At 72.4% G+C, this 20,247-nt stretch carries 21 protein-coding genes; 2 read left to right on the top strand and 19 right to left on the bottom strand.

Annotation, left to right across the window (positions count from 1 at the left end):
• Positions 1-26 precede the first annotated feature (26 nt).
• The 4 genes from KF840_01080 to KF840_01065 form a co-directional block, all read right to left on the bottom strand.
• Positions 27-1,025: a hypothetical protein gene (locus KF840_01080; protein ID MBX3023480.1), complete on the bottom strand. Its 999-nt coding sequence runs from the start codon at positions 1,023-1,025 to the stop codon at positions 27-29.
• Positions 1,025-1,609 carry an SIS domain-containing protein gene (locus KF840_01075; GenBank protein ID MBX3023479.1) on the bottom strand — a complete coding sequence of 195 codons (585 nt, stop codon included), beginning with the start codon at positions 1,607-1,609 and terminating at the stop codon, positions 1,025-1,027. The genes KF840_01080 and KF840_01075 overlap by 1 nt, the downstream gene beginning before the upstream one ends.
• A gap of 115 nt (positions 1,610-1,724) precedes the next feature.
• On the bottom strand, positions 1,725-2,057 hold the full coding sequence (locus KF840_01070; GenBank protein MBX3023478.1) for an SCP2 sterol-binding domain-containing protein: 333 nt from the start codon (positions 2,055-2,057) through the stop codon (positions 1,725-1,727).
• Positions 2,058-2,221: 164 nt separating this feature from the next.
• Entirely contained in the window at positions 2,222-3,247 is a 1,026-nt protein-coding gene (locus tag KF840_01065; GenBank protein ID MBX3023477.1) for a DUF4921 family protein, read from the bottom strand.
• 183 nt (positions 3,248-3,430) lie between these two features.
• Here KF840_01065 and KF840_01060 point away from each other — a divergent pair, with 183 nt between their 5' ends.
• Positions 3,431-3,979 carry a hypothetical protein gene (locus KF840_01060; GenBank protein ID MBX3023476.1) on the top strand — a complete coding sequence of 183 codons (549 nt, stop codon included), beginning with the start codon at positions 3,431-3,433 and terminating at the stop codon, positions 3,977-3,979.
• A gap of 191 nt (positions 3,980-4,170) precedes the next feature.
• On the top strand, positions 4,171-6,678 hold the full coding sequence (locus KF840_01055) for a PAS domain S-box protein (GenBank protein ID MBX3023475.1): 2,508 nt from the start codon (positions 4,171-4,173) through the stop codon (positions 6,676-6,678).
• A gap of 124 nt (positions 6,679-6,802) precedes the next feature.
• Here KF840_01055 and KF840_01050 read toward each other — a convergent pair whose 3' ends face one another.
• The 15 genes from KF840_01050 to KF840_00980 form a co-directional block, all read right to left on the bottom strand.
• Positions 6,803-7,630 carry a TatD family hydrolase gene (locus KF840_01050; GenBank protein ID MBX3023474.1) on the bottom strand — a complete coding sequence of 276 codons (828 nt, stop codon included), beginning with the start codon at positions 7,628-7,630 and terminating at the stop codon, positions 6,803-6,805.
• An 8-nt stretch (positions 7,631-7,638) separates the two neighbouring features.
• Positions 7,639-9,171 carry a methionine--tRNA ligase gene (metG, locus tag KF840_01045; protein ID MBX3023473.1) on the bottom strand — a complete coding sequence of 511 codons (1,533 nt, stop codon included), beginning with the start codon at positions 9,169-9,171 and terminating at the stop codon, positions 7,639-7,641.
• A gap of 30 nt (positions 9,172-9,201) precedes the next feature.
• Positions 9,202-10,056 carry a stage 0 sporulation protein gene (locus KF840_01040; protein ID MBX3023472.1) on the bottom strand — a complete coding sequence of 285 codons (855 nt, stop codon included), beginning with the start codon at positions 10,054-10,056 and terminating at the stop codon, positions 9,202-9,204.
• 5 nt (positions 10,057-10,061) lie between these two features.
• Positions 10,062-11,015: a DNA polymerase III subunit delta' gene (gene holB, locus KF840_01035; protein MBX3023471.1), complete on the bottom strand. Its 954-nt coding sequence runs from the start codon at positions 11,013-11,015 to the stop codon at positions 10,062-10,064.
• Positions 11,012-11,635: a dTMP kinase gene (gene tmk / locus KF840_01030; protein MBX3023470.1), complete on the bottom strand. Its 624-nt coding sequence runs from the start codon at positions 11,633-11,635 to the stop codon at positions 11,012-11,014. The genes holB and tmk overlap by 4 nt, the downstream gene beginning before the upstream one ends.
• Before the next feature lie 90 nt (positions 11,636-11,725).
• Positions 11,726-12,118, bottom strand: a complete 393-nt coding sequence (locus KF840_01025) for a response regulator (GenBank protein MBX3023469.1) — start codon at positions 12,116-12,118, stop codon at positions 11,726-11,728.
• Between the two features lie 120 nt (positions 12,119-12,238).
• Positions 12,239-13,300 carry a hypothetical protein gene (locus KF840_01020; protein MBX3023468.1) on the bottom strand — a complete coding sequence of 354 codons (1,062 nt, stop codon included), beginning with the start codon at positions 13,298-13,300 and terminating at the stop codon, positions 12,239-12,241.
• Complete coding sequence (locus KF840_01015; GenBank protein ID MBX3023467.1) at positions 13,293-13,904, bottom strand: prepilin-type N-terminal cleavage/methylation domain-containing protein; 612 nt, start codon at positions 13,902-13,904, stop codon at positions 13,293-13,295. Before KF840_01015 ends, KF840_01020 begins: the two co-directional genes overlap by 8 nt.
• Positions 13,905-13,907: 3 nt before the next feature.
• Positions 13,908-14,246 (bottom strand): prepilin-type N-terminal cleavage/methylation domain-containing protein, encoded by a 339-nt coding sequence (locus KF840_01010; protein MBX3023466.1) that lies wholly within the window; start codon positions 14,244-14,246, stop codon positions 13,908-13,910.
• Positions 14,246-14,689, bottom strand: coding sequence for a prepilin-type N-terminal cleavage/methylation domain-containing protein (locus tag KF840_01005; protein MBX3023465.1), 444 nt, complete (start codon positions 14,687-14,689; stop codon positions 14,246-14,248). Before KF840_01005 ends, KF840_01010 begins: the two co-directional genes overlap by 1 nt.
• 97 nt (positions 14,690-14,786) lie before the next feature.
• Positions 14,787-15,554 (bottom strand): prepilin peptidase, encoded by a 768-nt coding sequence (locus tag KF840_01000; protein ID MBX3023464.1) that lies wholly within the window; start codon positions 15,552-15,554, stop codon positions 14,787-14,789.
• Between the two features lie 142 nt (positions 15,555-15,696).
• Positions 15,697-16,458, bottom strand: a complete 762-nt coding sequence (locus tag KF840_00995) for an ABC transporter permease (GenBank protein MBX3023463.1) — start codon at positions 16,456-16,458, stop codon at positions 15,697-15,699.
• 5 nt (positions 16,459-16,463) lie between these two features.
• Entirely contained in the window at positions 16,464-18,209 is a 1,746-nt protein-coding gene (locus tag KF840_00990; GenBank protein ID MBX3023462.1) for a tetratricopeptide repeat protein, read from the bottom strand.
• The gene (locus tag KF840_00985) at positions 18,206-19,213 is read right to left on the bottom strand and encodes an ABC transporter ATP-binding protein (GenBank protein MBX3023461.1); all 1,008 of its coding nucleotides are present in this window, start codon (positions 19,211-19,213) and stop codon (positions 18,206-18,208) included. Before KF840_00985 ends, KF840_00990 begins: the two co-directional genes overlap by 4 nt.
• Positions 19,210-20,121, bottom strand: coding sequence for a hypothetical protein (locus KF840_00980; GenBank protein MBX3023460.1), 912 nt, complete (start codon positions 20,119-20,121; stop codon positions 19,210-19,212). The genes KF840_00985 and KF840_00980 overlap by 4 nt, the downstream gene beginning before the upstream one ends.
• Between the last annotated feature and the right edge of the window lie 126 nt (positions 20,122-20,247).

Here is a 20,247-nt window from a genome sequence, read left to right as displayed (position 1 = left end):
CGGCTCGCGGCGGCGGCGCCGGGCGTTCAGCGGCCATTGGCGCGGCGGACGCGCCGGCGCGGGGTGTCGAGCGCGTGCAGGATCGCGGCGCAGAGGAGCGGGAACATCAGCTCGTGGTGGCCGGTGAGCTGGTAGCCCCTGCCATCGCCCATGGTCGGTCGCTGCACGACGTTCACCGCCGGGCGGTAGTGGCGCATGAAGTCCATGTCGACGGTGACCAGCTCGCCGACGCGGGTGCCGACGTTGCGCGCCAGGTTGAGCGCCTTGAGGAAGACCTCGGGGATGATGACCGCCGAGCCGAGGTTGATGAAGACGCCGCGGTGCAGGTGCTCGCAGACGCCGGCGAGGCGGCGGAAGTCGGCGAGGCTGGCGGCGCCGATGGCGGCGCCGTCGGCGCTCGGGTGCATGTGGATGATGTCGGTGCCGACGGCGACGTGCACGGTCACCGGCACGCCCAGGCGCGCGCCCGCGGCGAGAATGCTGAGCTGGCGGTGCCGCAGCCTGGCGGCGAGGATGGCGCGGCCGACGGCCGCTCCCAGCCCGAGCTCGGCGCCGGCGCCGATGGCGGCGTTGAGGAAGCGTCCCGTCTCCTCGGCCATGCCGAAGGCGCCCGTGCCGAGCGCCGCGGCGACGTCCTCGGAGGTCGCGCCGTGATAGGCGAGCTCGAAGTCGTGCACGATGCAGGCGCCGTTCAGGGCCACGGCGGACAGGATGCCGCGCCGCATGAGCTCGATGATCAACGGGCTGAGGCCGACCTTGATCGGGTGGGCGCCCATGCCGAGGACGACGCGGCCGCCGGCGCGATGGCGTTCGGCGATCGCGGCGGCGACGGCGCGCAGGTCGCGCACCGCGAGGATGTCGGGCAGCGAGTCGAGGAAGCGGCCGAGCGCCATCGCCGGGCGGGGCATCGCGCCCAGCGCCGCGGCGGCGACCTTGCTGTGGCGGCCCGCCAGCGGGTAGGTGCGGACGCGCGACAGGTCGATCGGCGTCCCGAGCGGGCGGCGCGATGGGCGGCGCGGTGCCATCAGCGCCGGCTCGCCGCCAGCTCGCGTTCGACCAGCTCGCACAGCACGTGGCCGATGACGCTGTGGGCCTCCTGCACGCGCGGGGTCGTGGTCGTGCCGTCGACGCAGAGCAGGTGGTCGACCGCGTCGGCGAGCTGGCCGCCGCGACCGCCGCTGATGCCGACGGTGGTCACGCCGCGCGCCCGGCAGGCGGCGACGGCGCGCAGCACGTTGGCGGCGTTGCCGCTGGTGGAGATGGCGAAAGCGACGTCGCCGGGGCGGGCCAGGGCCTCGATCTGCTTGGCGAACACCGCCTCGTAGCCGAAGTCGTTGGCGATGCTGGTCAGCGCCGAGCTGTCGGTGGTCAGCGCGATCGCCGGCAACGGCGGCCGGTCGAGCAGGTAGCGGTTGGTGAACTCGGCCGCCAGGTGCTGGGCATCGGCGGCGCTGCCGCCGTTGCCGAAGAAGAACAGCGTGCGCCCGTTGCGCAACGCCGCGACGGTCACGTGGATCACCTCCGCCAGGGCGTCGACGTGCCGCTCGACGAACTGGCGCTGCGCGTCGGCAGCGGCGGCGAAGATGGCGCGGATGTCGTCCTGCAGCACGGTGGGCGTATATCCCGGCGATGCCGCGGCGGGAACCGCGGCGGATCCGGCCCAGAAACGACGAACGGCGCGGAGCCGCTGGCCCCGCGCCGTTCGATCGAACCGGATGGCGGTCTTACGGACGCTTGAACAGCGTCTGCATCTTCATCGCCAGGCCCATGTCGCCGGCGATCTTCAGCTTGCCGCTCATGAAGGCCATCTGGCCGTTGAGCTTGCCGCCGATGAGGTCGACGTAGTCCTGGGCGGCCAGGGTCATGGTCATGTTGGGCGAGGGCGCCGAGCCCTGCGACACCTTGGCCGTGCCGTCCTTGATCTCGACGTAGTAGTCGCCGCCGCCGTCGCCGGTGAGCTTGAACTGGATGGTCGAGTTCATGCCCTTCGCCGCATCAGCGTTGATCTGAGTCGGCATCGCGTCGAAGATCGCCTTGATGTCGTCTGCTACTGCCATCGAACTATCCTCCTTGTGGAATGACGGGCTTTGGCAGGCGCCCGAAGTCTGAAATTGTGAGGGTAGACGGAGGGGTTCCAACCGTCCCAGCCCCACCGCCGCTCGCCTACCTATGCGAGTGGGGTGACCTTGTCAATCGCTCGCCCACCCTGGTGAGCGACGATTCACCCACGCCGTCCGGGAGCCGTGCTGGGGGCGAGCTCGCTCGGGAGATTCAGGGTGCCGCCGACGTTCGAATAGGGGAAGAAGCGGGCGCAGACGTGCGCGTGCAGCGGCACGCCGCGTCCGTCGTGGACCTCGTAGTCGAGCGGCAGCGGGCCGAGGAGCTGCAGCGCCTGGTGCAGCAGCGCCGAGAAGGCGGCGATGGTCGCCGGCGGCACCTCGGTGATCGGGCCATCGATCGCCGGGCAGACGATCTCGTAGCTGCGCGGGAAGATGCCGAACGGGCAGAAGTAGAGGAAACAGCCGTCGCGTTCGGCGATCAGGAATCCCTCGTCCTCGGCGAAGGCGAGGATCTCGCGCCAGATGTCGGGATGCTGCTCGCCGCAGGCGCGCTCCTGGTCGATCGGGGGGAACGAGGAATCGGTGCCGATGACCTGGTTGTGCAGGTGCGGCTGCGAGGCGCCCGATTCCCGGCCCTGGTGCTTGCGGATCAGCACCGCGCGCACGGCCGGGTTCTCGTAGGCGATGCGCGCCACCGCGATGTCGGCGCGCAGCATGGCGAGAAACTGCGTTGGCGGCAGCAGGGCGGTGTACAGCAGCTCGTCGTGGTGGCGGGCGTCGTCGGCGAAGTGGCGCGGGTCCTCGACCACCACGTAGGACTCGTTGCGGCCGCCGGTGCAGATCTCGGGAATGCGGGGAAACAGGTTGCGGAAGGCGCGGATCAGCCACGGCGAGCCGGTGGCGACGGCGCCGGGCACCTCGTCGGGGCGAACGCGCAGCACCTCGGCCGTGGTCAGGGCTTCGTTGCCCGGGCAGAAGGGGCAGTCGCGCCGCGCCGCTTCGAGCTCCGCCATCCGCGCCGCCTCGGCCGCCGTCCAGTCGGGCGGGGTCGACGCCGGCATTTCCTGGGTGCGGCGCGGGAATCCGCTGGTCTTGCGATGCACCTCGGTGAAGTAGGTGATGGTGCCGGTGAACGGGTTCCGCACCCAGACCAGGCGTCCATCCTCTTTGCGGAACTCGAGCGGCATCGACCCGGCTCCTGAGTAGACCAGGGTGGCGGCGCGGGCAATTCGCCGTCCCACCCGCGGCGTGGCACGGCCTGCCCCGGGCGGCGCGAATTGAAGCGCCGCACCGCGTCCAGTATAGGATTCAGGATCGTGAACTGCCGGACACGCCGCGGCCCGTGCGGCGCGGCGAGGAGAGGATCTGACATGCGGTTGATGGGTGTGCTCGTACTGATGCTCGTGTCCCTGGTCGCGCCGGCGGGGGCGACCACCGACCTGGTGAAGGATCCGGACGGCAAGACGCTGGCCGTCATCGTCGACTGCAACAGTTGCCAGAACCCCGCTTCCAAGGGCGCCAAGTGCGAGACCGGGGCGGAGAACGGGTTCAACGACGGCAAGCCGTGCGGCAAGTGCCTGCTCGACGCCAACTACCCGACCCGCATTCCCTACGCCTACGATCTCCAGTTCACCGGCCATCTGAAGGACGAGAACGGCGAGCCGCTGAAGGGCAAGTTCGTCCGCCTCTATCTCCCCAACACCTGGACGGTGCGCACCCGCACCACGGACGACGGCACGTTCCGCCTGCTCCTCGGGGCCACGGTCGAGCGCAAGGGCAAGGCGCAGATCATCAATCTCGGCGATCGCGTCATGCCCAAGGACAGCAAGGCGGCGGAGTATGCGCTGTTCATGCTGCCCGAGAACTACAAGCCCTGTGGCGGCGCGACGCCCAAGGCCGAGCCGCCGCCGCCGCGCTGAGGGTTCCAGGCCTGTGGGCGGTGCGCCGTCGAGGTCCCGACGGGATCGCCCGGACCCACCAACCACCTGACGACGGACAACCGCCCGGCGCGGCGTCGAGCGACGCCGGCGCTCGCGGGGCAACGCCGACGCCGCGGCGTTCCGGCGAATCCCGCTTGCCGCCCCTCCAGCGGCGCATCTAGACTGGCCGCATGACGTGGGGGCGCGGGCGCTTCAGCGGGCGCGCGACCATCGAGCAGGTCAGCCGAGCCGTCGGCCCGTGGCTGATCATCCGCGTCGTCGAAGGCCTGATCGCCTGGCTGTTCTTCAACGAGTACTTCTCGATCCAGGCGGTCCGCTGGGTGGTGCAGGGGGCCTTCATCGCCTACCTGCTCCTCAACCTGGTGGCGGTGCTCGGCTACCGCTTCGGCCGCGGGTCGAACGCGCTCATCGCCTTCGACATCGGGGTCAACATCCTCACCCTCGGCCTGCCGATCGCGGCCTCGGGCGGACACCTGAGCCCGCTGATGCTGCTGCTGCCGTTGAAGGCGATCGCCTACACCCTGGTCTTCGGGCCGGCGGTCGGCGCCATCTTCCTCGCCGCCGCGGCGACGATGCTCGGGGCGATGGAGTGGGCCGATCGCGAGGTGCTCATCTCGGTCGTCCCCCTGAGCGACCTGGTCAAGGGGAGCTTCAGCCACGTGGTCTGGTTCGCGATCGTCGAGACCGTCGTCGGCGGCCCGCTGGCCGCCATCTGGCTGCGCGCGGCGCTCGACTCGGTGCCGCCGCGGCCGCGGCTGACCATCGACCGCGACGCCAACTCCGCCGCCGTCGCCAACGCGCTGCTCATGGTCAGCGAAGCGGTGAGCAGCCTCACTCGCCTCGACGAGATCCTCGAGAAGGTGACCGAGATCGCGCCCCGCGCCATCGAGATGGACTACTGCGGCATCGCGCTGTGGGACGAGGACAGCGGCCAGTACGTGCGCACCGTCGCCTCGCCGGGCGCGGCCACCGACGGGACGCACCTGACCGCCGAGCAGGTGCCGGACTTCGAGTGGGTGCGCCGGCTCGGCCACTGCGTCGTCGTGCCGGTGACCGAGAGCCTGCAGGTGGTGCCGACCGACGTCCCGGCGGTGCTGATCGCCCCGCTGTCGAGCGGCCCGCGCTTCTTCGGCGTGATGGAGCTGGCGCGCCGCAGCGCCCGCGGCTCGTTCACCCAGCGCGACATGACGATCGCCGACGGCATCGCCCGCCAGACCGCGGTTGCGATCGAGCGCGCCCGCTTGGTGGAGGACAGCCGCCGCCTGGTGCGCGCCGTCGAGAGCACCGAGGAGGCGGTGCTGATCACCGACGCCAAACGGCGGGTGATCTTCGTCAACCCGGCCCTGATCCGCACCCTCGGCGTCCGCCGGGAGGACATCATGGGCCGCGATGCGCTGCAGATCGCCAGTCTCGACGAGCCGCTGGAACACTTCGCGGACACCCTGCAGCGCCGGAGCTGGCGCGGCGAGACGACGATCCGCCGGCCGGACGGCACGGCGCTGCCGATCACGCTCAACGCCAGCCTGATCCGCGACAGCGACGGCCGTATCCAGGGCGCCGTGGTGATCCTCGAGGACGTCTCGGAACAGAAGCGCTTCCAGGAGCAGATGCAACGCGCCGACCGCCTCGCCGCCGTCGGCGAGCTCGCCGCCGGCATCGCGCACGAGATCAACAACGCCCTGGCGGCGATCTTCGGCCAGACCGAAGGGCCGGAGCTGCGGGACCCCGGCGAGCTGCGCGAGGCGCTGGCGCGGGTCGACGCCCAGGCGCGGCGCATCGCCGACATCGTGCGCGGCGTCCTCGGCTTCGCCCGGCCGCGGCCGCCGTCGCCGGTCGCGGTCGATCTGGCGACGCTGACGGCGAAGACGCTCGAGCTGGTGCGCCACGACCTCGCCCGCCAGGCCATCCGCCTCGAGTCGGTCCACGCTCCGGACCTGCCCCCCGCCGAGGCCGACCCGCAGCAGCTCCAGCAGGTCCTGCTGAACCTCTTCGGCAACGCCATCCAGGCGATGGCCGGTCGCCGCGACGCCTGGCTGCGCGTCGAGGTGGCGAGCGTCGGCGACCAGCTCGCGCTGCGCGTCTCCGACAGCGGCCCCGGGATCGCGCCCGACGTCCTGCCGCGCATCTTCGACCCGTTCTTCTCGACCAAGGCGGAAGGCAGCGGCCTCGGCCTGAGCGTCAGCTACGCGATCGCCCGTGCCCACGGCGGCGACCTGCGCGTCGACAGCACGCCCGGGGTGGGCACGACCTTCACCCTGCTGTTGCCCATGGCGGCGCGTGTGGCGAGCAGCAGCGGGTTCGAGCGCGCCCTGCTGGTGGACGACGAGCCCGACGTCGCCGAGGCGCTGACCGCGATGCTCGTGCGCGAGGGCCTGCGCGTCGTCCACGCCGCCACCGCCACCGAGGGTCTGGCGCTGCTCGAGTCCGAATCGTGGGACGCCGTGTTCCTCGACGTCCGGCTGCCGGATCTCCCGGGACCGGAGATCTATCGCCGCCTGGCGGCGTCGAACCCGGCGCTCGCCCAACGCGTCGTCTTCGTCACCGGCGGCGTCTGGCGCAGCGACAGCCGCCTGCGGCAGGAGCTGCCGCCGCAACCGGTGCTCGCCAAGCCCTGCACCCAGGACGAGGTGCGCCGCGTCCTGCGCCAGCTCCGCGCCCAGCGGCGCCAGGCCGCGTGACACACCGGCGGATACCGATCCCGCCGCCTCGCCCCGACGAACACCGAGGTCGCCCGCGCCCGCCTGCGCTCGATGGCGGCCGCGGGGCTCCGCATCCATCGACGCGGGGCGGCGGGATCGGCGGTCATCGATGGAGATGGAACAGTCGCCGGGTGTTGGCGTTGGTCGCGGCGGCGACCTGCGCGATGGATTCGCCGCGCACCGCGGCGATGGTCGCCGCGGTCTGCGCCACCAGCGCCGGCTCGTTGCGGCGGCCCCGGTATGGGACGGGCGCCAGGAACGGCGCATCGGTCTCGAGCATCAGGCGATCCGATGGCACGAGGCGCGCCGCCTCGCGCAGCGCGTCCGCCGTCTTGAAGGTGACGATGCCGCTGAAGGAGATGTGGAAGCCGAGGTCGAGGAAGCGGCGGACGCTGACCGCATCGCCGGAGAAGCAGTGGATCACGCCCCCGATCTCCCCGCCGCGCTCGCCGCGCAGCACCTCGACGGCATCGTCGTCGGCCTCGCGCAGGTGGACGACGATCGGCTTGCGCAGGGCGCGCGCCAGCCCGAGGAAGCGCGCGAACGCCGCCCGCTGCGCCGGGCGCGGCGCGTGCTCGTAGTGGTAGTCGAGCCCGGTCTCGCCGATCCCCACCACCTTCGGGTGCGCCGCCAGCTCGCCGAGGACGGCGATGGCCGCGTCGTCCAGCGACGCCGCTTCGTGCGGATGGATGCCGACCGTGGCGTAGACCGCCTCGTTGGCGTCGGCGATCTCGACCGCGGCGCGGTTGGCGTCGAAGCGGCCGCTGGCGCCGATGGTGATCATCGCCTCGACGCCGGCGGCGCGGGCGCGCGCCAGCACCGCCCCGCGGTCGGCGTCGAAGTCCATGTCGAGGTGGCAGTGCGAGTCGATCAGCGCCGCGCCGTGGAGCGGCGGCAGGTCGGGGACGGCGTCGAGCGGTTTCCAGGCCATCGCGGCGGCTAGTCTTCGATGCGCGGGAAGAGGATCTCCGGCTTGTTGGTGACGTGCGCGTCCGGAATCGTCGTGCCCCACCACGCGTCGCCGCCGGGCAGCACGGCATCGGTCGGCATGGCGAGTAGGGCCAGCATGCGGGACGAGGTTTCCGGCAGGAACGGCCGCAGCAGCACGGCGGTGGCGAACAGCGCCTCCAGCAGGTGGTGCAGCACCGCGCCGGCGCGCGGCAGGGTGGCGGGGGTCTTGGCGAGCGTGAACGGCGCCGTGGCGACGATGTACTTGTTGGCGGCGTCGATGGCGCGCCACAGCGCCTCGAGCGTGCGGTGGAAGGCGAGCTGCTCCATGTGGCCCGGCATCTCGGCGATCGCGGCCGCGTAGCTGGCCGCGAGCTCGCGATCCTCGGGTGTCCACGCGCCGAGCGGCTGCACCGCGCCCGCGAAGTAGCGCTGCTGCATGGCGAGCGTGCGGCTGACGAGATTGCCCAGGTTGTTCGCGAGGTCGGCGTTGACGCGGGTGACGAAGGCGTCCTCGCTGAAGGTCGCGTCCTGCCCGAACGCCATCTCGCGCAGCAGGAAGTAGCGGAAAGCGTCCATGCCGAAGCGCTGCCGCATGTCGAGCGGGCGGATGACGTTGCCCAGGCTCTTCGACATCTTGCTCTCGCCGCGCGTCCAGTAGCCGTGGACGCGCAGCCCTTTGTACAGCGGCAGGCCGGCGCTCAGCAGCATGGTCGGCCAGAAGACGCCGTGCGGCTTGACGATGTCCTTGCCGATCAGGTGCTGCGCCTCCGGCCACCAGGCGTCGACGGCGTCGGGGCGCAGGTGGCGCAGCGCGGTGAGGTAATTGGTCAGCGCGTCGCACCACACGTAGGCGACGTAGCGGTCGTCGAACGGCAGCTCGATGCCCCAGCTCAGGCGGCTCTTCGGCCGCGAGATGCAGAGGTCGCCGAGGGCGTCGCCGCGCAGCATGGCCAGCACCTCGTTGCGGTAGCGATCGGGCAGGATGCGCGACGGCGCGCGCTCCAGCTCCTCGGCCAGCCGCTGCTGGTAGGCGCTCATGCGGAAGAAGTAGTTCTCCTCCTCGATGTAGGTGGGGGCGACCTGGTGATCGGGGCAGCGGCCGTCGACCAGCTCCTTCTCGGTGTAGAACCGTTCGCAGCCGTAGCAGTACAGGCCGCCATAGCTGCCGAAGTACACGTCGCCGGCCGCGTGCAGGCGGCGCAGGACGTCCTGCACGCAGGCGACGTGCTCGGGATCGGTGGTGCGGATGAAGTGGTCGTAGCCGATGCCGCACTCGTCCCAGGTGCGGCGGAAGAGCGCGCTCACCCGGTCGACGTAGGCGCGCGGCTCGACGCCGGCGGCGGCCGCCGCCTGGACGATCTTGTCGCCGTGCTCGTCGGTGCCGGTGACGAACAGCACCTCGTCGCCGCGCGACCGGTGCCAGCGCGCCAGCGTGTCGGCGACGACGGTGGTGTAGGTGTGGCCGAGGTGGGGCTCGGCGTTGACGTAGTAGATCGGCGTGGTGAGATAGACGCGGGCCATGCGGGATCGCGACGCGGCGGGCGCCGCGGCTCAGGGGGCGTCGGGCTTCTTCGCCACCAGATCCTCGAGCGACGCCTCCACCTCGACGTCGTCCTCGCGGCGGCGGATCAGTACCGTCTGCTTGAGGATGTTGTGGCGCAGCACGATGCCGTCGCCCTTGACCGACTCGACGGGCTTGCCGATCGGCGGCAGCGCCCGTCCGAGCTCGAGGTAGGTGTCGTACTCGTAGCGCAGGCAGCACTTCAGGCGCCCGCACATGCCGGCCAGCTTCGACGGGTTCAGGGACAGGCCCTGCTCCTTGGCCATCTTCACCGACACCGAGCTGAACTCGCGCAGCCAGCTCGAGCAGCACAGCTCGCGGCCGCACGGGCCCATGCCCCCGATCAGCTTGGTCTCGTCGCGATGGCCGATCTGCTTCATCTCGATGCGCATGTGCAGCGTCTGCGCGAGGTCGCGGACGAGGTCGCGGAAGTCGACCCGATCCTCGGCGAAGAAGAAGAACATCATCTTCGAGCCGTCGTAGGAGACCTCGGTCTTGATGAGCTTCATCGGCATGCCGCGCTCGTGGATGCGGTGCAGGCAGATGCGCTGCGCATCGGCGGCGCGGCGGCGGTTGGCGTCCTCGCGCGCCAGCTCGCGGTGATCGGCGCGCTTCTGCACCCGCGGCAGGTTGCGGGCGATGCGGGCGTCCACCGGGTGCGGCGGCACGACCACGGTGCCCAGGGCGCTGCCGCGCGCCACCTGCGCGAGGACGCGATCGCCGATGCGCAGCGGGATCGAGCCGGCGTCGTAGTCCGCCACCTGGCCGGTGGCGCGGAACTGGATGCCGACCACCGCGATGGTCGGCGGCGGCGGCGGGTCCTCGAGCTCGAAGGGGTCCACCATCGGCATCATCCGCCAGCCAGCCGCAGGGCGAGGGCTTCGGTGAGCAGGGCGCGGTTGGGGGTGCGCCGGCGCAGCGTGGTCAGCGCCTCGGCGACCAGTTCGCCGCGCCGCACCATCTCGGCGAGGCGGGCCGCGTCGCCGTCGGCGATCGCCGCCGCCGCGTCGGCGCGGCAGCCGGCGAGCAGGCCGTCGAGCCGCGCGACGGTCTCCTGCTCCGTCTTGCCGAGGGCCTTGCTCATGGCGAGCACCGACCCATATCGGCCGCCCGCCAGACCCGCAAGCAGGGTTCGGATCTCGCCCTGATCGTCGTCCGTCCAACTCCCGCGCAGCGCCAGGGCCCGCCCCGGGCTGCCCTCGGCGCGCGCCGCCAGCCGCTCCGCCTCGTCGGCCGCGATCCCGGCATCGACCAGCGCCGCCTGCACCGCCGTCGCGGCCAGCGGCCGGAAGGCGATGCGCTGGCAGCGCGAGCGCACGGTGGTGAGCAGGGCGCCGGGGCTGGCGGTGATGAGGATGAGCATCGCCGCGCCCGGCGGTTCCTCGAGCGTCTTGAGGAGGGCGTTCTGGGCCGCGATCGACAGGCGGTCGGCGTCGTCGATGACCGCGATCTTGCGTCCGGCGCTGATCGCCCGCAGGGCGACGAAGCGCTTCAGCTCGCGCGCCTGGTCGATGCCGATCTCCTTCTTGGTGCGCCCCTCCTTGCGACCGCCGGCGCCGGGGGCGCCGATGACCCGCAGGTCGGGATGGCTGCCGGCGACCACCTGCAGGCAGCCGGCGCAGGCGCCGCAGGGCGGCGTCGGCCCGCCGCAGGCGAGGCGGGCCGCCAGCCGCTGCGCCACCAGCGCCTTGCCGATGCCCGGCGGGCCGACGAAGAGCAGCGCGTGCGGCAGCCGGCCGGCGTCGAGCAGGCGCGTCAGGTGCGCCCAGGTCTGGGCGTGCCCGTGCAGGACCGGCAGGCTCATGGCGTCAGCGCCGGGCGAACGGCGGCCAGCACCGCCGCGTGGACCGCGTCCGCCGGTTGCGTCGAGTCGATCACCCGCCAGGACTCCGCCGCCGCCGCGGCGAGGGCGTGGAAGCCGGCGCGCACCCGCTCGTGGAACGCCTCCTCCTCGGCGTGGAAGCGGTCGTTCTCGCCGCGCGCGCGCTGCAGGCCGATGCGCACCGGGCAGTCGAGGAGCAGGGTCAGCCGCGCCTCGAGGCCGCCGCGCGCCCAGGTATCGGCGCGCGTCACCTGCGCCAGATCGAGGCCGCGACCGTAGCCCTGGTAGGCGATGGTCGAGGCGGAGAAGCGATCGCTGAGCACCACGGCGCCGGCGGCGATCGCCGGCGCGATGAGCTGCTGCACGTGCTGGGCGCGGTCGGCGAGGTAGAGGAAGAGCTCGGCGAGCGGCACCGGGACGGTGTCGCGGGCGTGCAGCAGGAGCTGGCGCAGGTCACGTCCGAGCGCCGTCCCGCCGGGCTCGGCGGTGATCTCGACGACGCGGCCCTCGGCGCGCAGCGCCGCCGCCAGGCGCTGCAACTGGGTCGACTTGCCGGCGCCCTCCGGCCCCTCGAAGGCGATGAGGCATCCCGCGGCAGACATGGCGCAGTCCTATACACGGTCGCCGCGCCGGCGTGGAGTGCGGCGCCGGCTTTGCCCGGACGTCCGCCGAGAGGGCCAGAGCCCGGCCGCCTATTCCTTGGCGGCGGCGGCCTCGACGCGGTCGAGCACCAGGCTGATGCCGTAGAGGAGCTGCTTCGCGGTGCAGGGCTTGGTGATGTAGTAGTCCGCGCCGTGCTGGTAGCCGGTCATCACGTCCTCGTCCTGGATCTTGGCGGTGACCATGATCACCGGCACCCGCGACCAGGTGTGCGTGGTCTTGATGCGCTCGAGGACCTCGATGCCGCTCATCTGCGGCATCATCACGTCGAGCAGCACCAGATCGGGCAGCTCGTGCGAGAGGAGCGTCAGCGCGTCCACCCCGCTCTGCGCGGTGCGCACCGTGTACCCCTGCGATTCGAGGATCGAGCGCAGGATCATGATGCTGTCGACATTGTCGTCCACGACCAGAATCTTCTTGCTCATCTGCCAGTCACCCGATCCAGCCGCGGCGCAATTTAGCATGGGGGTTTCCCCTCCGCAGCGCTGTTTTTTTTCCATGGGGCCCGCGCTCGCCATACGCCATGTCAGGCGCCCAGCGCCGGCTCAGCCCTCGGCGTCGGCGAGCTCGCGCCAGGCGAGCACGCGGGCGCGCGAGGGCAGCAGGCCGGGGTAGCGCGCGGCCAGGCGTTCGGCGACGCGCTCGTCGAAGGCGATGCGGCCGCTGCCGCGCAGGGCGAGCGCGCCGCCGCGCGGGCCCTGCAGGACGGCGCCGGCGACGCGCACCGTCGCGTCGGCGGCCACGGTCAACCCGGCGGTGGTGGCCACCAGCCCGTCGAAGCCGAAGTCGCCGGCGATCTCCAGCGGGCCGTCGACCAACAGGATGCCGCCGCCGACGACGTCGCGCAGGCTGGCCCCGGCCGGGGCGAGAAAGACGCCCTCGCCCAGCGCGCCGCTGACCTCGCCGCCGAGGGCGCGCAGGTCGCCGCGACGGGCGGCGGCGGCGAGCAGCGCGGCGAGGTCGGGCAGGGCGGCGACGCCGATGTCGGGCGTCCCCGCCGGGGCGGCGATCCGGCTGCGCGCGTCGGCATCCAGCCCGCGGCGCAGATGGTCGGCGGCCTGGTCGCTCGCCACCGCCAGCGGCGGGACGCCGGCGGCGCCGTCGATCCGCCAGTCGGCGCCGAGCTGAAGGTCGGGCGCGCCCGCCGCCGTGGCGAGCGCGCCCGGCAGATAGGGCAGCGCCGCGCGCTGCACCGCCGACGCGACGCCGCGCACGCTGCCGAGGGCGCCGTAGCCGCGGGCGACGATCTCGACCCGCTCGGCGGTCTGCGCCGCGACCCGCACGTCGTAGCGCGATGGCGCCGCCGGAAAGAATGCCGGCGGCGGCTGCGCGAACGGATAGTCGCCGTCGTCGGCGGTGCCGAGGCGGCCGTCGGGACCGGCGAGCAGGCGCTCGAAGCGCGGGTCGCGCGCCAGGTCGGCGAGGGCGTGCTCGAGCCCGGACTCGGCGACCGCGAAGGTCTCGCTGGCGGCGCGGGCGTAGTGCTGGACGAGGAAGTCGAGCCGCGCCTGCATCACCGCGAAGGCGCCCAACGGCAGCAGCAGGGCGGTCGCGATCAGCGCGGTGAGCAGCGCGTGTCCGCGCTCGTTGCCGCCGCGGTCAGCCATTGCGCAACACCACCGTCGTCTCCTGTTCGGCGCGCAGCGGCTGGCGCGCCGCGGGGTCGGGGTTGGCGATCTCCACCGCGACGCGCACCACGACGCGCCGCACCCGGGCGCGCGCCGCGGCGTCGAGCTCGCCGCCGGCGAGCGCGACGCCATCGGCGGCGACGAAGGCGAAGCGGACGCCATCGGCGGCGATGTCGTTGAGCAACGGTTGCGGCGACGCCCCGCCGGGCGCGCGCAGCAGGCAGCGCCGGCCGCGGTCGTAGGTGTACGCCACCGCCTCGTTGGCGTCGTCGCTGTCGCCGTCGCCGTTGAGGTCGCGCACCAGCGCCACCGCGTCGGGCGCGGCGCGGCGCAGGCCGTTGCCGAGACGGCCGTCGGGGCTGAAGCCGGCGTCGCGCAGGTCGCCGGCGATGAGCTGCGCGCCCAGGCGCGCCGCCTCCTGCGCCTCGGCCGCGGCCTCGAGCACGCGCACGCCGCGCAGCATGGCGCGGCTGAACTGGTGCACGCCGGTCGCGAAGAGGGTGCAGGCGACGATGCCGAGCAGCAGCTCGATCAGGGTGAAGCCGCGCGGCGGCGGCGCCGGTGGACGGGGCGTGCGGATCACGTCTCACCTCCGCAACAGCGCCTGCAGCGCGAAGCGCTGCGCGCCGTGGTCCTCCCAGACGACGCTGACCTCGACGCGATCGAGCCCCGGCGCGTCGGTCCAGGGCTCGCGCCGCCAGGCGCGCGTGAATTCGCCGATCGGCGCCGCGTCGTCGTCGCGGTCGCCGGCGCGCAGGCGCTCCAGGCGGTCCTCGGCGAGTCCGACGGCCTGGCTCCAGCGGGCGCTGCTGGCGCGCACGCGCTGCGCGATCATCAGCGTCTCGGCGAGGGCGGCGGCGCCGAGGGCGAAGAGGCAGAGCGCCACCATCACCTCGATCAGCGTGAAGCCGGCGGCGGCGCGCATTACTGCACCCGCATGCGGCCGGCGATGTCGACGATCACCCGGCGTTCGTCGCCGCGGCCGTTGCGCAGGATGACGGTGCCGAAGGTGATGGCGTGGCCGCGCGGCCGGAAGCCGATGCCGTCGCCGGCGGCGGTGCAGGCGACGACGCGGACGCCGTCCGGCAGCGGCGTCGCCGGCCCCGCCGCGGCATAGGCGCCGCCGGGCCGCTGGCGCTCCAGTCGATAGCTCTCGCCGGGCACCGCGAATCGCAGGCGGTGCGTGGCGCCGCCGATGATCGCCCGCCCGCGCGTCGCCTTGAGGTCCATGACCACCTGTCGCGCCGCGGCGGCGATCCGCCAGCGCTCGAGTTGGCGCTGGGCCGAAGGGACGCCGATCCCGGCCAGCACGCCGAGCAGGGCCACCGCGAGCAGCACTTCGAGCAGCGTGAAACCGCGCCGTGTCATGCGCCCCCGGGTAGGACGCGCGCCGCGCCAGCGTCAATCGCGTCGCCGCCTCGATGCCGGAACGCCAGGCGGCGGATCGGTGTCCGCCGCGATCAGCTCAGATCGGGCGCGCCAGGTTCAGGTACCACTCGATCAGCGCGTCGCCCCAGAAGAGCGCGCACACCGCGGCGACGGCGAGGAACGGTCCGAAGGGGATCGCCATCCTGGTGTCGCGGCCGCGAACCGCCATGAGCGAGAGGCCGATGACGCTGCCGAGCAGCGAGGCGATCAGCACCGTCACCGGGATGGCGCGCCAGCCGAGGAAGGCGCCGATCATCGCCAGCAGCTTGATGTCGCCGCCGCCCATGCCCTCGCGGCCGGTGAGCCATTCGTAGCCGGCGGCGACGAGCCAGAGGATGCCGCCGCCGAGCGCGATGCCGGCCAGCGACGACAGCCAGGTCGGCCGGCCGAACAGCAGCGCGGCGGCGAAGCCGACGAAGATGCCGGGAATGCTGATCGCGTCGGGGATGATCTGGTGGTCCAGGTCGATGAAGGTGATGACGATCAGCGCCGCGAGGAAGGCGAAGACGAGGAGCGCCCCGGCGGTGGGGCCGAAGGCGTGGACGGCGCCCACCGCCGCGATGCCGCCCAGCATCTCGACCAGCGGATAGCGCAGCGAGATGGGCGCCGCGCAGCGCCGGCAGCGGGCGCGCAGCAGCAGCCAACTGACGATCGGGATGTTGTCGTACGGCTTGATCGGCGCGTGGCAGCGCGGGCAGTGCGAGGCGGGGAAGGCGATCGACTCGCCGCCCGGGATGCGATGGATGCAGACGTTGAGAAAGCTCCCGACCAGCGCCCCGAAGACGAACACCGCGACCGTCAGCATCGGCCCCGTGTAGACACAGATGAACGCCGATGGCCACCGATGCACACGGAGCCTGGTTCCCCCTTCCAGATGAACGGGAAGGTCATCGGACCATGTCGCCGATCACGTGCCGCCGGGGTGGCCATCGGCGTCCATCGGTGTCTCAGGCGAACTCGCGCCGCGAGAAGAGTCCGACGCTGAGCAGGAGCAGCACGCCGGCGTAGGCGCCGGCGTAGCCCACCAGGGCGCCGAGGTACTCGGGCGGCAGCATCTGGCCGTACACCACCTGGTCGGCGATCGCATAGTGATCGAGGCGCGGCAGCACCCAGTACAGCCCCTGGGCGACGACGCGGAGCGCGGGCGAGTGATCGTCGCCGAGGAAGTAGAGCAGGTAGCTCGACGACCGCCCGGCGATGAAGGTCGCGGCGGTGAACATCCCGGCCAGCGACGGCGTGACCACCAGCGAGGAGAAGAACACCGCCACCGCGATGACGATCATGATCTCGAGCAGGGTGGCGCCGGCGGCGACCACCAGGCCCCAGTCGAGCCCGCCGGTGAAGAGCGCGAAAGCGAGCACCACGCCGCCGGCCATCGCGCCGACGACGATCATCAGGGTGCCGAACAGGCCGAAGAACTTGCCGACCAGGAACTGCCAGCGCGCCACCGGCTTGGAGAGGATGTTGACGATGGTCTTCTTGCCCAGCTCCTGGTGCAGGAGGTTGACGCCGAGCACGACGGCGATGATGACCCCGAACAGCGAGACGCTCATCAGGCTGAAGTCCTTCATGTACTTCACCTGATCGCCGATCGAGGCGGCGCCGAAGCCGGCCGAGACGCCGACCATGAGGATGGCGAAGAAGAGGATCGAGTAGAGGATCCGATTGCGGATCGCCTCGCGGGCCGTGTTGAGCGCGATTGCCGCCATCTGTCTCATCGGACCGCCACCTCGACCTCCCGGCGCGCCGTGGCGATCAGCGCCACCGTCTGTTGATCCACCGGCGGCCGGGCGCGATCGAGGCGCGCCAGCGCCTCGATCGCGCCCCAGCGGTTCCCCTGCGACAGCCGCGCCGCGGCCAGGTTGACCAGCAGCAGCGGGTTGTCCGGGTCCTTGGCCAGCCCCGCCGTGAAGGCCGACTCGGCGGCGGCGAAATCGCGGTGGCGTTGATAGAGCAGCCCGAGTTGCAGGTGCGCCTTGGTGAAATCCGGGTCCAGCGACAGGGTCGCGGTGTACCAGCGCAGGGCGGCGTCATCATCGCCCCGCAGGGTGGCGATGTGGCCGATGCCGAACGCGGCGTCGGCGTAGTCGGGATAGATCCGCAGCGCCTGCCGGTAGTGGGCGAGGGCCTCGTCGTAGGCGCCGGCGCGCTGCCGCGCCACGGCGAAATTGTGATGCGCTTTGGCGCTGTCGGGGGCGATCCGGACCGTGGCGGCGTAGAGCGTGCCCTCGTCCCGCCAATCCTGGTTGCGGACCCAGGTCCGCGCCGCGAAGAGGCCGAGCACGGCGGCGATCAGCACTGCCGCCGTCCGCGGCCGTGTCCGCCACGGGAGCAGCAGGAGCCACCCCGCCGCCAGGCAGGCGCCGGCCGACGGCAGGTAGAGCAGGCGCTCCGCTTTGATGGTGCCGATGGGGAAGAGGATGTTCGCGGTCAACGAGAGCGGAATGGCGAACAACGCCAGGGCGACGAGCAGCTCCGGCCGCCGCGTGCGTGACGCCAGCGCCGCGGCGGCGCCCCCACCCAGGATCGCCACCGGCACCCAGACGCGCGGATCGGCCCAACTGGCGACCAGCGGCACTTGGCTGAACGAGTAGTCGGCCGACAGGTGCACGGGGGCGATCAGCATCGCCAGGTAATCCCAGAGGATGGCGAGCGCCGTGCGCAGCCGCGTCGCGCCGTCGACGTGGGCGAGCGGATTGTCGAGGGCGCCCGGCGGCGCCGGCAGCCCGAGCGCCCCGACGACGGCCAGGCGGAGCCCGAGGTAGGCGGCACCGACCAGCGCGTACGGCAGGACGACGGCGAGCCGCCGCCGCCAGCCGTCGGCCGGCGCCAGGCGCCAGTGGACGACCAGCACCAGGGCGATGGTGGTGAAGACGCTCTCCTTGCACAGCAGCCCGGCGGCGAACGCCGCCACCGACAGGGCGAGCCAGCGCCGTGACGCGACGCCGCCGGCGAGCGCGCGCGCCAGCGCCAGGAGCGCGAGCAGCGAGCAGAGGGCGGCGAGCAGCTCGGCGCGGCCGACGATGCCGGTCACCGCCTCGGTGTGGATGGGGTGGACGGCGAACAGCGCCGCCGCGACCCAGGCGGCGCCGCGCGTACCGAGCAGGCGGGCGGCGAGGGCGTAGACGGCGACGGCCACCAGGACGTGGAGGGCGACGTTGACGGCATGGAACGCGTTCGCCCCGCCGTCGATCCGCGCGTTGGCGACGTACGACAGCATGGTGAGCGGACGGTAGAGCGCGCCCGGCTCGTACACCGTGGTGAAGACCCGCCACGCGGGCTCGCGCTGGACCACGGGATTGTCGCGGATGACGCCGACGTCGTCGAAGACGAAGTCGCCGCCGATCGCGTTCAGGTAGGGCAGCAACGCCAGCACGGCGATCGCGATGACGTCCCAGCGCGTGCGCCGCGCCGGCCGCGGGGAGTGATCCGATGTCGTGGTGGGGGCGGGCGCGGTCATTCGAGCGAGGTGGCGCCGACGTGGGCGAGGAAGCGCTCTTCGAGCGAGGGATGCGCCGGCACCAGGCTCTCGACGGTTCCGCCGGCGTTGCGCACCAGGTCGAGCGCCGGTCCGACGATGTTCGAGCCGGGCAGGCGCAGGCGCCAACCGCTGCCCTGCGGCATCGGCGGCGCGCCGGCGAGTCGCTCGAGCGCCGTCAGGATCTCGGCCGGCAGGGCGCCGACGACCAGATGGTAGACGGTCGCGCCGGCGTCGAGCCGCAGGTCGATGATCTCGCGCAGTCGGCCGCCGGTGAGGATGGCGACGCGGTCGCACAGCGCCTCCGCGTCGGGAAGGATGTGCGAGGAGAAGATGACGGTGGTGCCGCCGGCGTGCAGGGAGCGGATCAACTCGCGCATGGCGTGCCGGCCGATCGGATCGAGCCCGGACATCGGCTCGTCGAGAATGAGCAGTCGCGGCCGATTGAGGATCGCCTGGGCGATGCCGACGCGCTGCATGGTGCCCTTCGACAGCGTGCGCAGCGACGCCCGCTGCTTGGGCCCGAGCTGCACCTGCTCGATGACCTCGGCGACCCGGGCGCGCGCGGCGCCGCCGTGCATGCCGTACAGGTGGGCGTACAGCGACAGGGTTTCGCGCACGGTCAGGTAGTCGTAGAAGTAGGGCTGTTCGGGCAGGAAGCCGATGGCGGCCCGCTGGCGGACGTCGAGCGGCCGGCCCTCGAACACCACCTGGCCGGCGCTCGGCCGCAGCAGGCCGAGCAGGCACTTGAAGGTGGTCGTCTTGCCGGCGCCGTTCGGCCCGATGAGGCCGAGGATCTCGCCGCGCCGCACCACCAGGTCGAGGGCGTGCAGCACGCGCAGCCGGCGCATGGTCCAGTTGTGCCGGTAGTCCTTGGTCAGGCCGCGCAGCTCGAGGTGCGGCAGGGGCTCGGCATCCGGCGCCGGCGCCGACCAGGAGGAGGCGGGCGGCGCGTCGACGGCGGGCAGGAGGGCGAGGGAGGTCATAGGTCGCGCACCGATTCGCCGCGCACCGCGCGCTGGCGGATGCGGCTCTCGTGCAGCGCCGACGGCGTGCGGCCGCTCGCCGAACGCACCGCGCCGGTGGCGGGATCGAGCTCGTAGACGCTGTCGAACGGCTCGGCGGGAATGCTGTCGAGGATGCCGGCGTCGACCAGCGCCTGGAGCGAGAACGGGAGCACGCCGGTGCGCTCGCGGTAGGTCTCGACGGCGGCCTGCAAGCGCGCCAGGTCGCGCGCCAGATACGCCTCGCGCTTCTGCTCCTCGATGACGCCGCGCACCTCGGGCGAGTCGATGTTGCCCGTCGCCTCCTCGAGGAACGCCAGGGTCGTCTCCGGGCCGTACTGACGTTGCGCCAGCACGGCGGCCAGGTGGGCGATCGAGGGATGGGCGCCCGGCAGGGCCATCGCCGTCTTCAGGTGGCGCAACGCCGACGGGATGTCGTTCTTGAAGAAGTAGTAGTGGAAGCCGAGGTAGTAGGGGAGGACCCAGTCGTCGGGGAACTGCCGCGCCCCCTTCTCGAGCAGCGCGATGCCGGCGTCCACCTGGTTCGCCTCCCACGGCAGGATGACGCCGGCGAAGCGGTAGACGTGCTCGGCGCGCGGGTCGAGGTCGGTGACCAGATCGCACATCGCGGCCAGCCACGGATAGGTGTGATCGCTGCGATAGTGGGCGCCGAAGTAACTGATGGTGCGGAACCACAGCACGTCGGCCAGGGCGTTGTTCCAGCCGAGCGCCATCGGGCGCAGGTACTCGGCGCGCGGCAGGTAGACCGGCTCGCTGTCGGCGGTCTGCGATGCCATCCCATCGAGCCGCTGGCTGCTCCAGGCGGCGGCCGAGGCGAAGAGCACGGAGGCGAGCACCCAGGTGGTGCCTCTGACGATTGGCCGCAGCATGGCAGGTCGCAGGTTAGCGGCGGTTGGCGCCGCCGTCGACGTCGATTTCGCGCCCCTCATCGGCCCTGCGGGGAAAAAAAAGGGGAGGGCCAATGGCCCTCCCCTGGGTTGGCGCGTCAGCAGGCG

The organism is bacterium, assembly GCA_019637795.1.
Lineage (GTDB): Bacteria > Desulfobacterota > Binatia > HRBIN30 > CADEER01 > JAHBUY01.
Note: the sequence above shows the minus strand (reverse complement) of the source record. Positions and strands in the feature narration are given on the sequence as shown.

What these genes read in the sequence shown, in the direction of transcription:
- KF840_01080 (MBX3023480.1), bottom strand. Translation starts at nt 1,025, where the DNA reads ATGGCACCGCGCCGCCCATCGCGCCGCCCGCTCGGGACGCCGATCGAC.
- KF840_01070 (MBX3023478.1), bottom strand. Translation starts at nt 2,057, where the DNA reads ATGGCAGTAGCAGACGACATCAAGGCGATCTTCGACGCGATGCCGACT.
- KF840_01065 (MBX3023477.1), bottom strand. Translation starts at nt 3,247, where the DNA reads ATGCCGCTCGAGTTCCGCAAAGAGGATGGACGCCTGGTCTGGGTGCGG.
- KF840_01060 (MBX3023476.1), top strand. Translation starts at nt 3,431, where the DNA reads ATGCGGTTGATGGGTGTGCTCGTACTGATGCTCGTGTCCCTGGTCGCG.
- KF840_01055 (MBX3023475.1), top strand. Translation starts at nt 4,171, where the DNA reads ATGACGTGGGGGCGCGGGCGCTTCAGCGGGCGCGCGACCATCGAGCAG.
- KF840_01050 (MBX3023474.1), bottom strand. Translation starts at nt 7,630, where the DNA reads ATGGCCTGGAAACCGCTCGACGCCGTCCCCGACCTGCCGCCGCTCCAC.
- metG (MBX3023473.1), bottom strand. Translation starts at nt 9,171, where the DNA reads ATGGCCCGCGTCTATCTCACCACGCCGATCTACTACGTCAACGCCGAG.
- KF840_01040 (MBX3023472.1), bottom strand. Translation starts at nt 10,056, where the DNA reads ATGGTGGACCCCTTCGAGCTCGAGGACCCGCCGCCGCCGCCGACCATC.
- holB (MBX3023471.1), bottom strand. Translation starts at nt 11,015, where the DNA reads ATGAGCCTGCCGGTCCTGCACGGGCACGCCCAGACCTGGGCGCACCTG.
- tmk (MBX3023470.1), bottom strand. Translation starts at nt 11,635, where the DNA reads ATGTCTGCCGCGGGATGCCTCATCGCCTTCGAGGGGCCGGAGGGCGCC.
- KF840_01025 (MBX3023469.1), bottom strand. Translation starts at nt 12,118, where the DNA reads ATGAGCAAGAAGATTCTGGTCGTGGACGACAATGTCGACAGCATCATG.
- KF840_01020 (MBX3023468.1), bottom strand. Translation starts at nt 13,300, where the DNA reads ATGGCTGACCGCGGCGGCAACGAGCGCGGACACGCGCTGCTCACCGCG.
- KF840_01010 (MBX3023466.1), bottom strand. Translation starts at nt 14,246, where the DNA reads ATGCGCGCCGCCGCCGGCTTCACGCTGATCGAGGTGATGGTGGCGCTC.
- KF840_01005 (MBX3023465.1), bottom strand. Translation starts at nt 14,689, where the DNA reads ATGACACGGCGCGGTTTCACGCTGCTCGAAGTGCTGCTCGCGGTGGCC.
- KF840_01000 (MBX3023464.1), bottom strand. Translation starts at nt 15,554, where the DNA reads ATGCTGACGGTCGCGGTGTTCGTCTTCGGGGCGCTGGTCGGGAGCTTT.
- KF840_00995 (MBX3023463.1), bottom strand. Translation starts at nt 16,458, where the DNA reads ATGGCGGCAATCGCGCTCAACACGGCCCGCGAGGCGATCCGCAATCGG.
- KF840_00990 (MBX3023462.1), bottom strand. Translation starts at nt 18,209, where the DNA reads ATGACCGCGCCCGCCCCCACCACGACATCGGATCACTCCCCGCGGCCG.
- KF840_00985 (MBX3023461.1), bottom strand. Translation starts at nt 19,213, where the DNA reads ATGACCTCCCTCGCCCTCCTGCCCGCCGTCGACGCGCCGCCCGCCTCC.
- KF840_00980 (MBX3023460.1), bottom strand. Translation starts at nt 20,121, where the DNA reads ATGCTGCGGCCAATCGTCAGAGGCACCACCTGGGTGCTCGCCTCCGTG.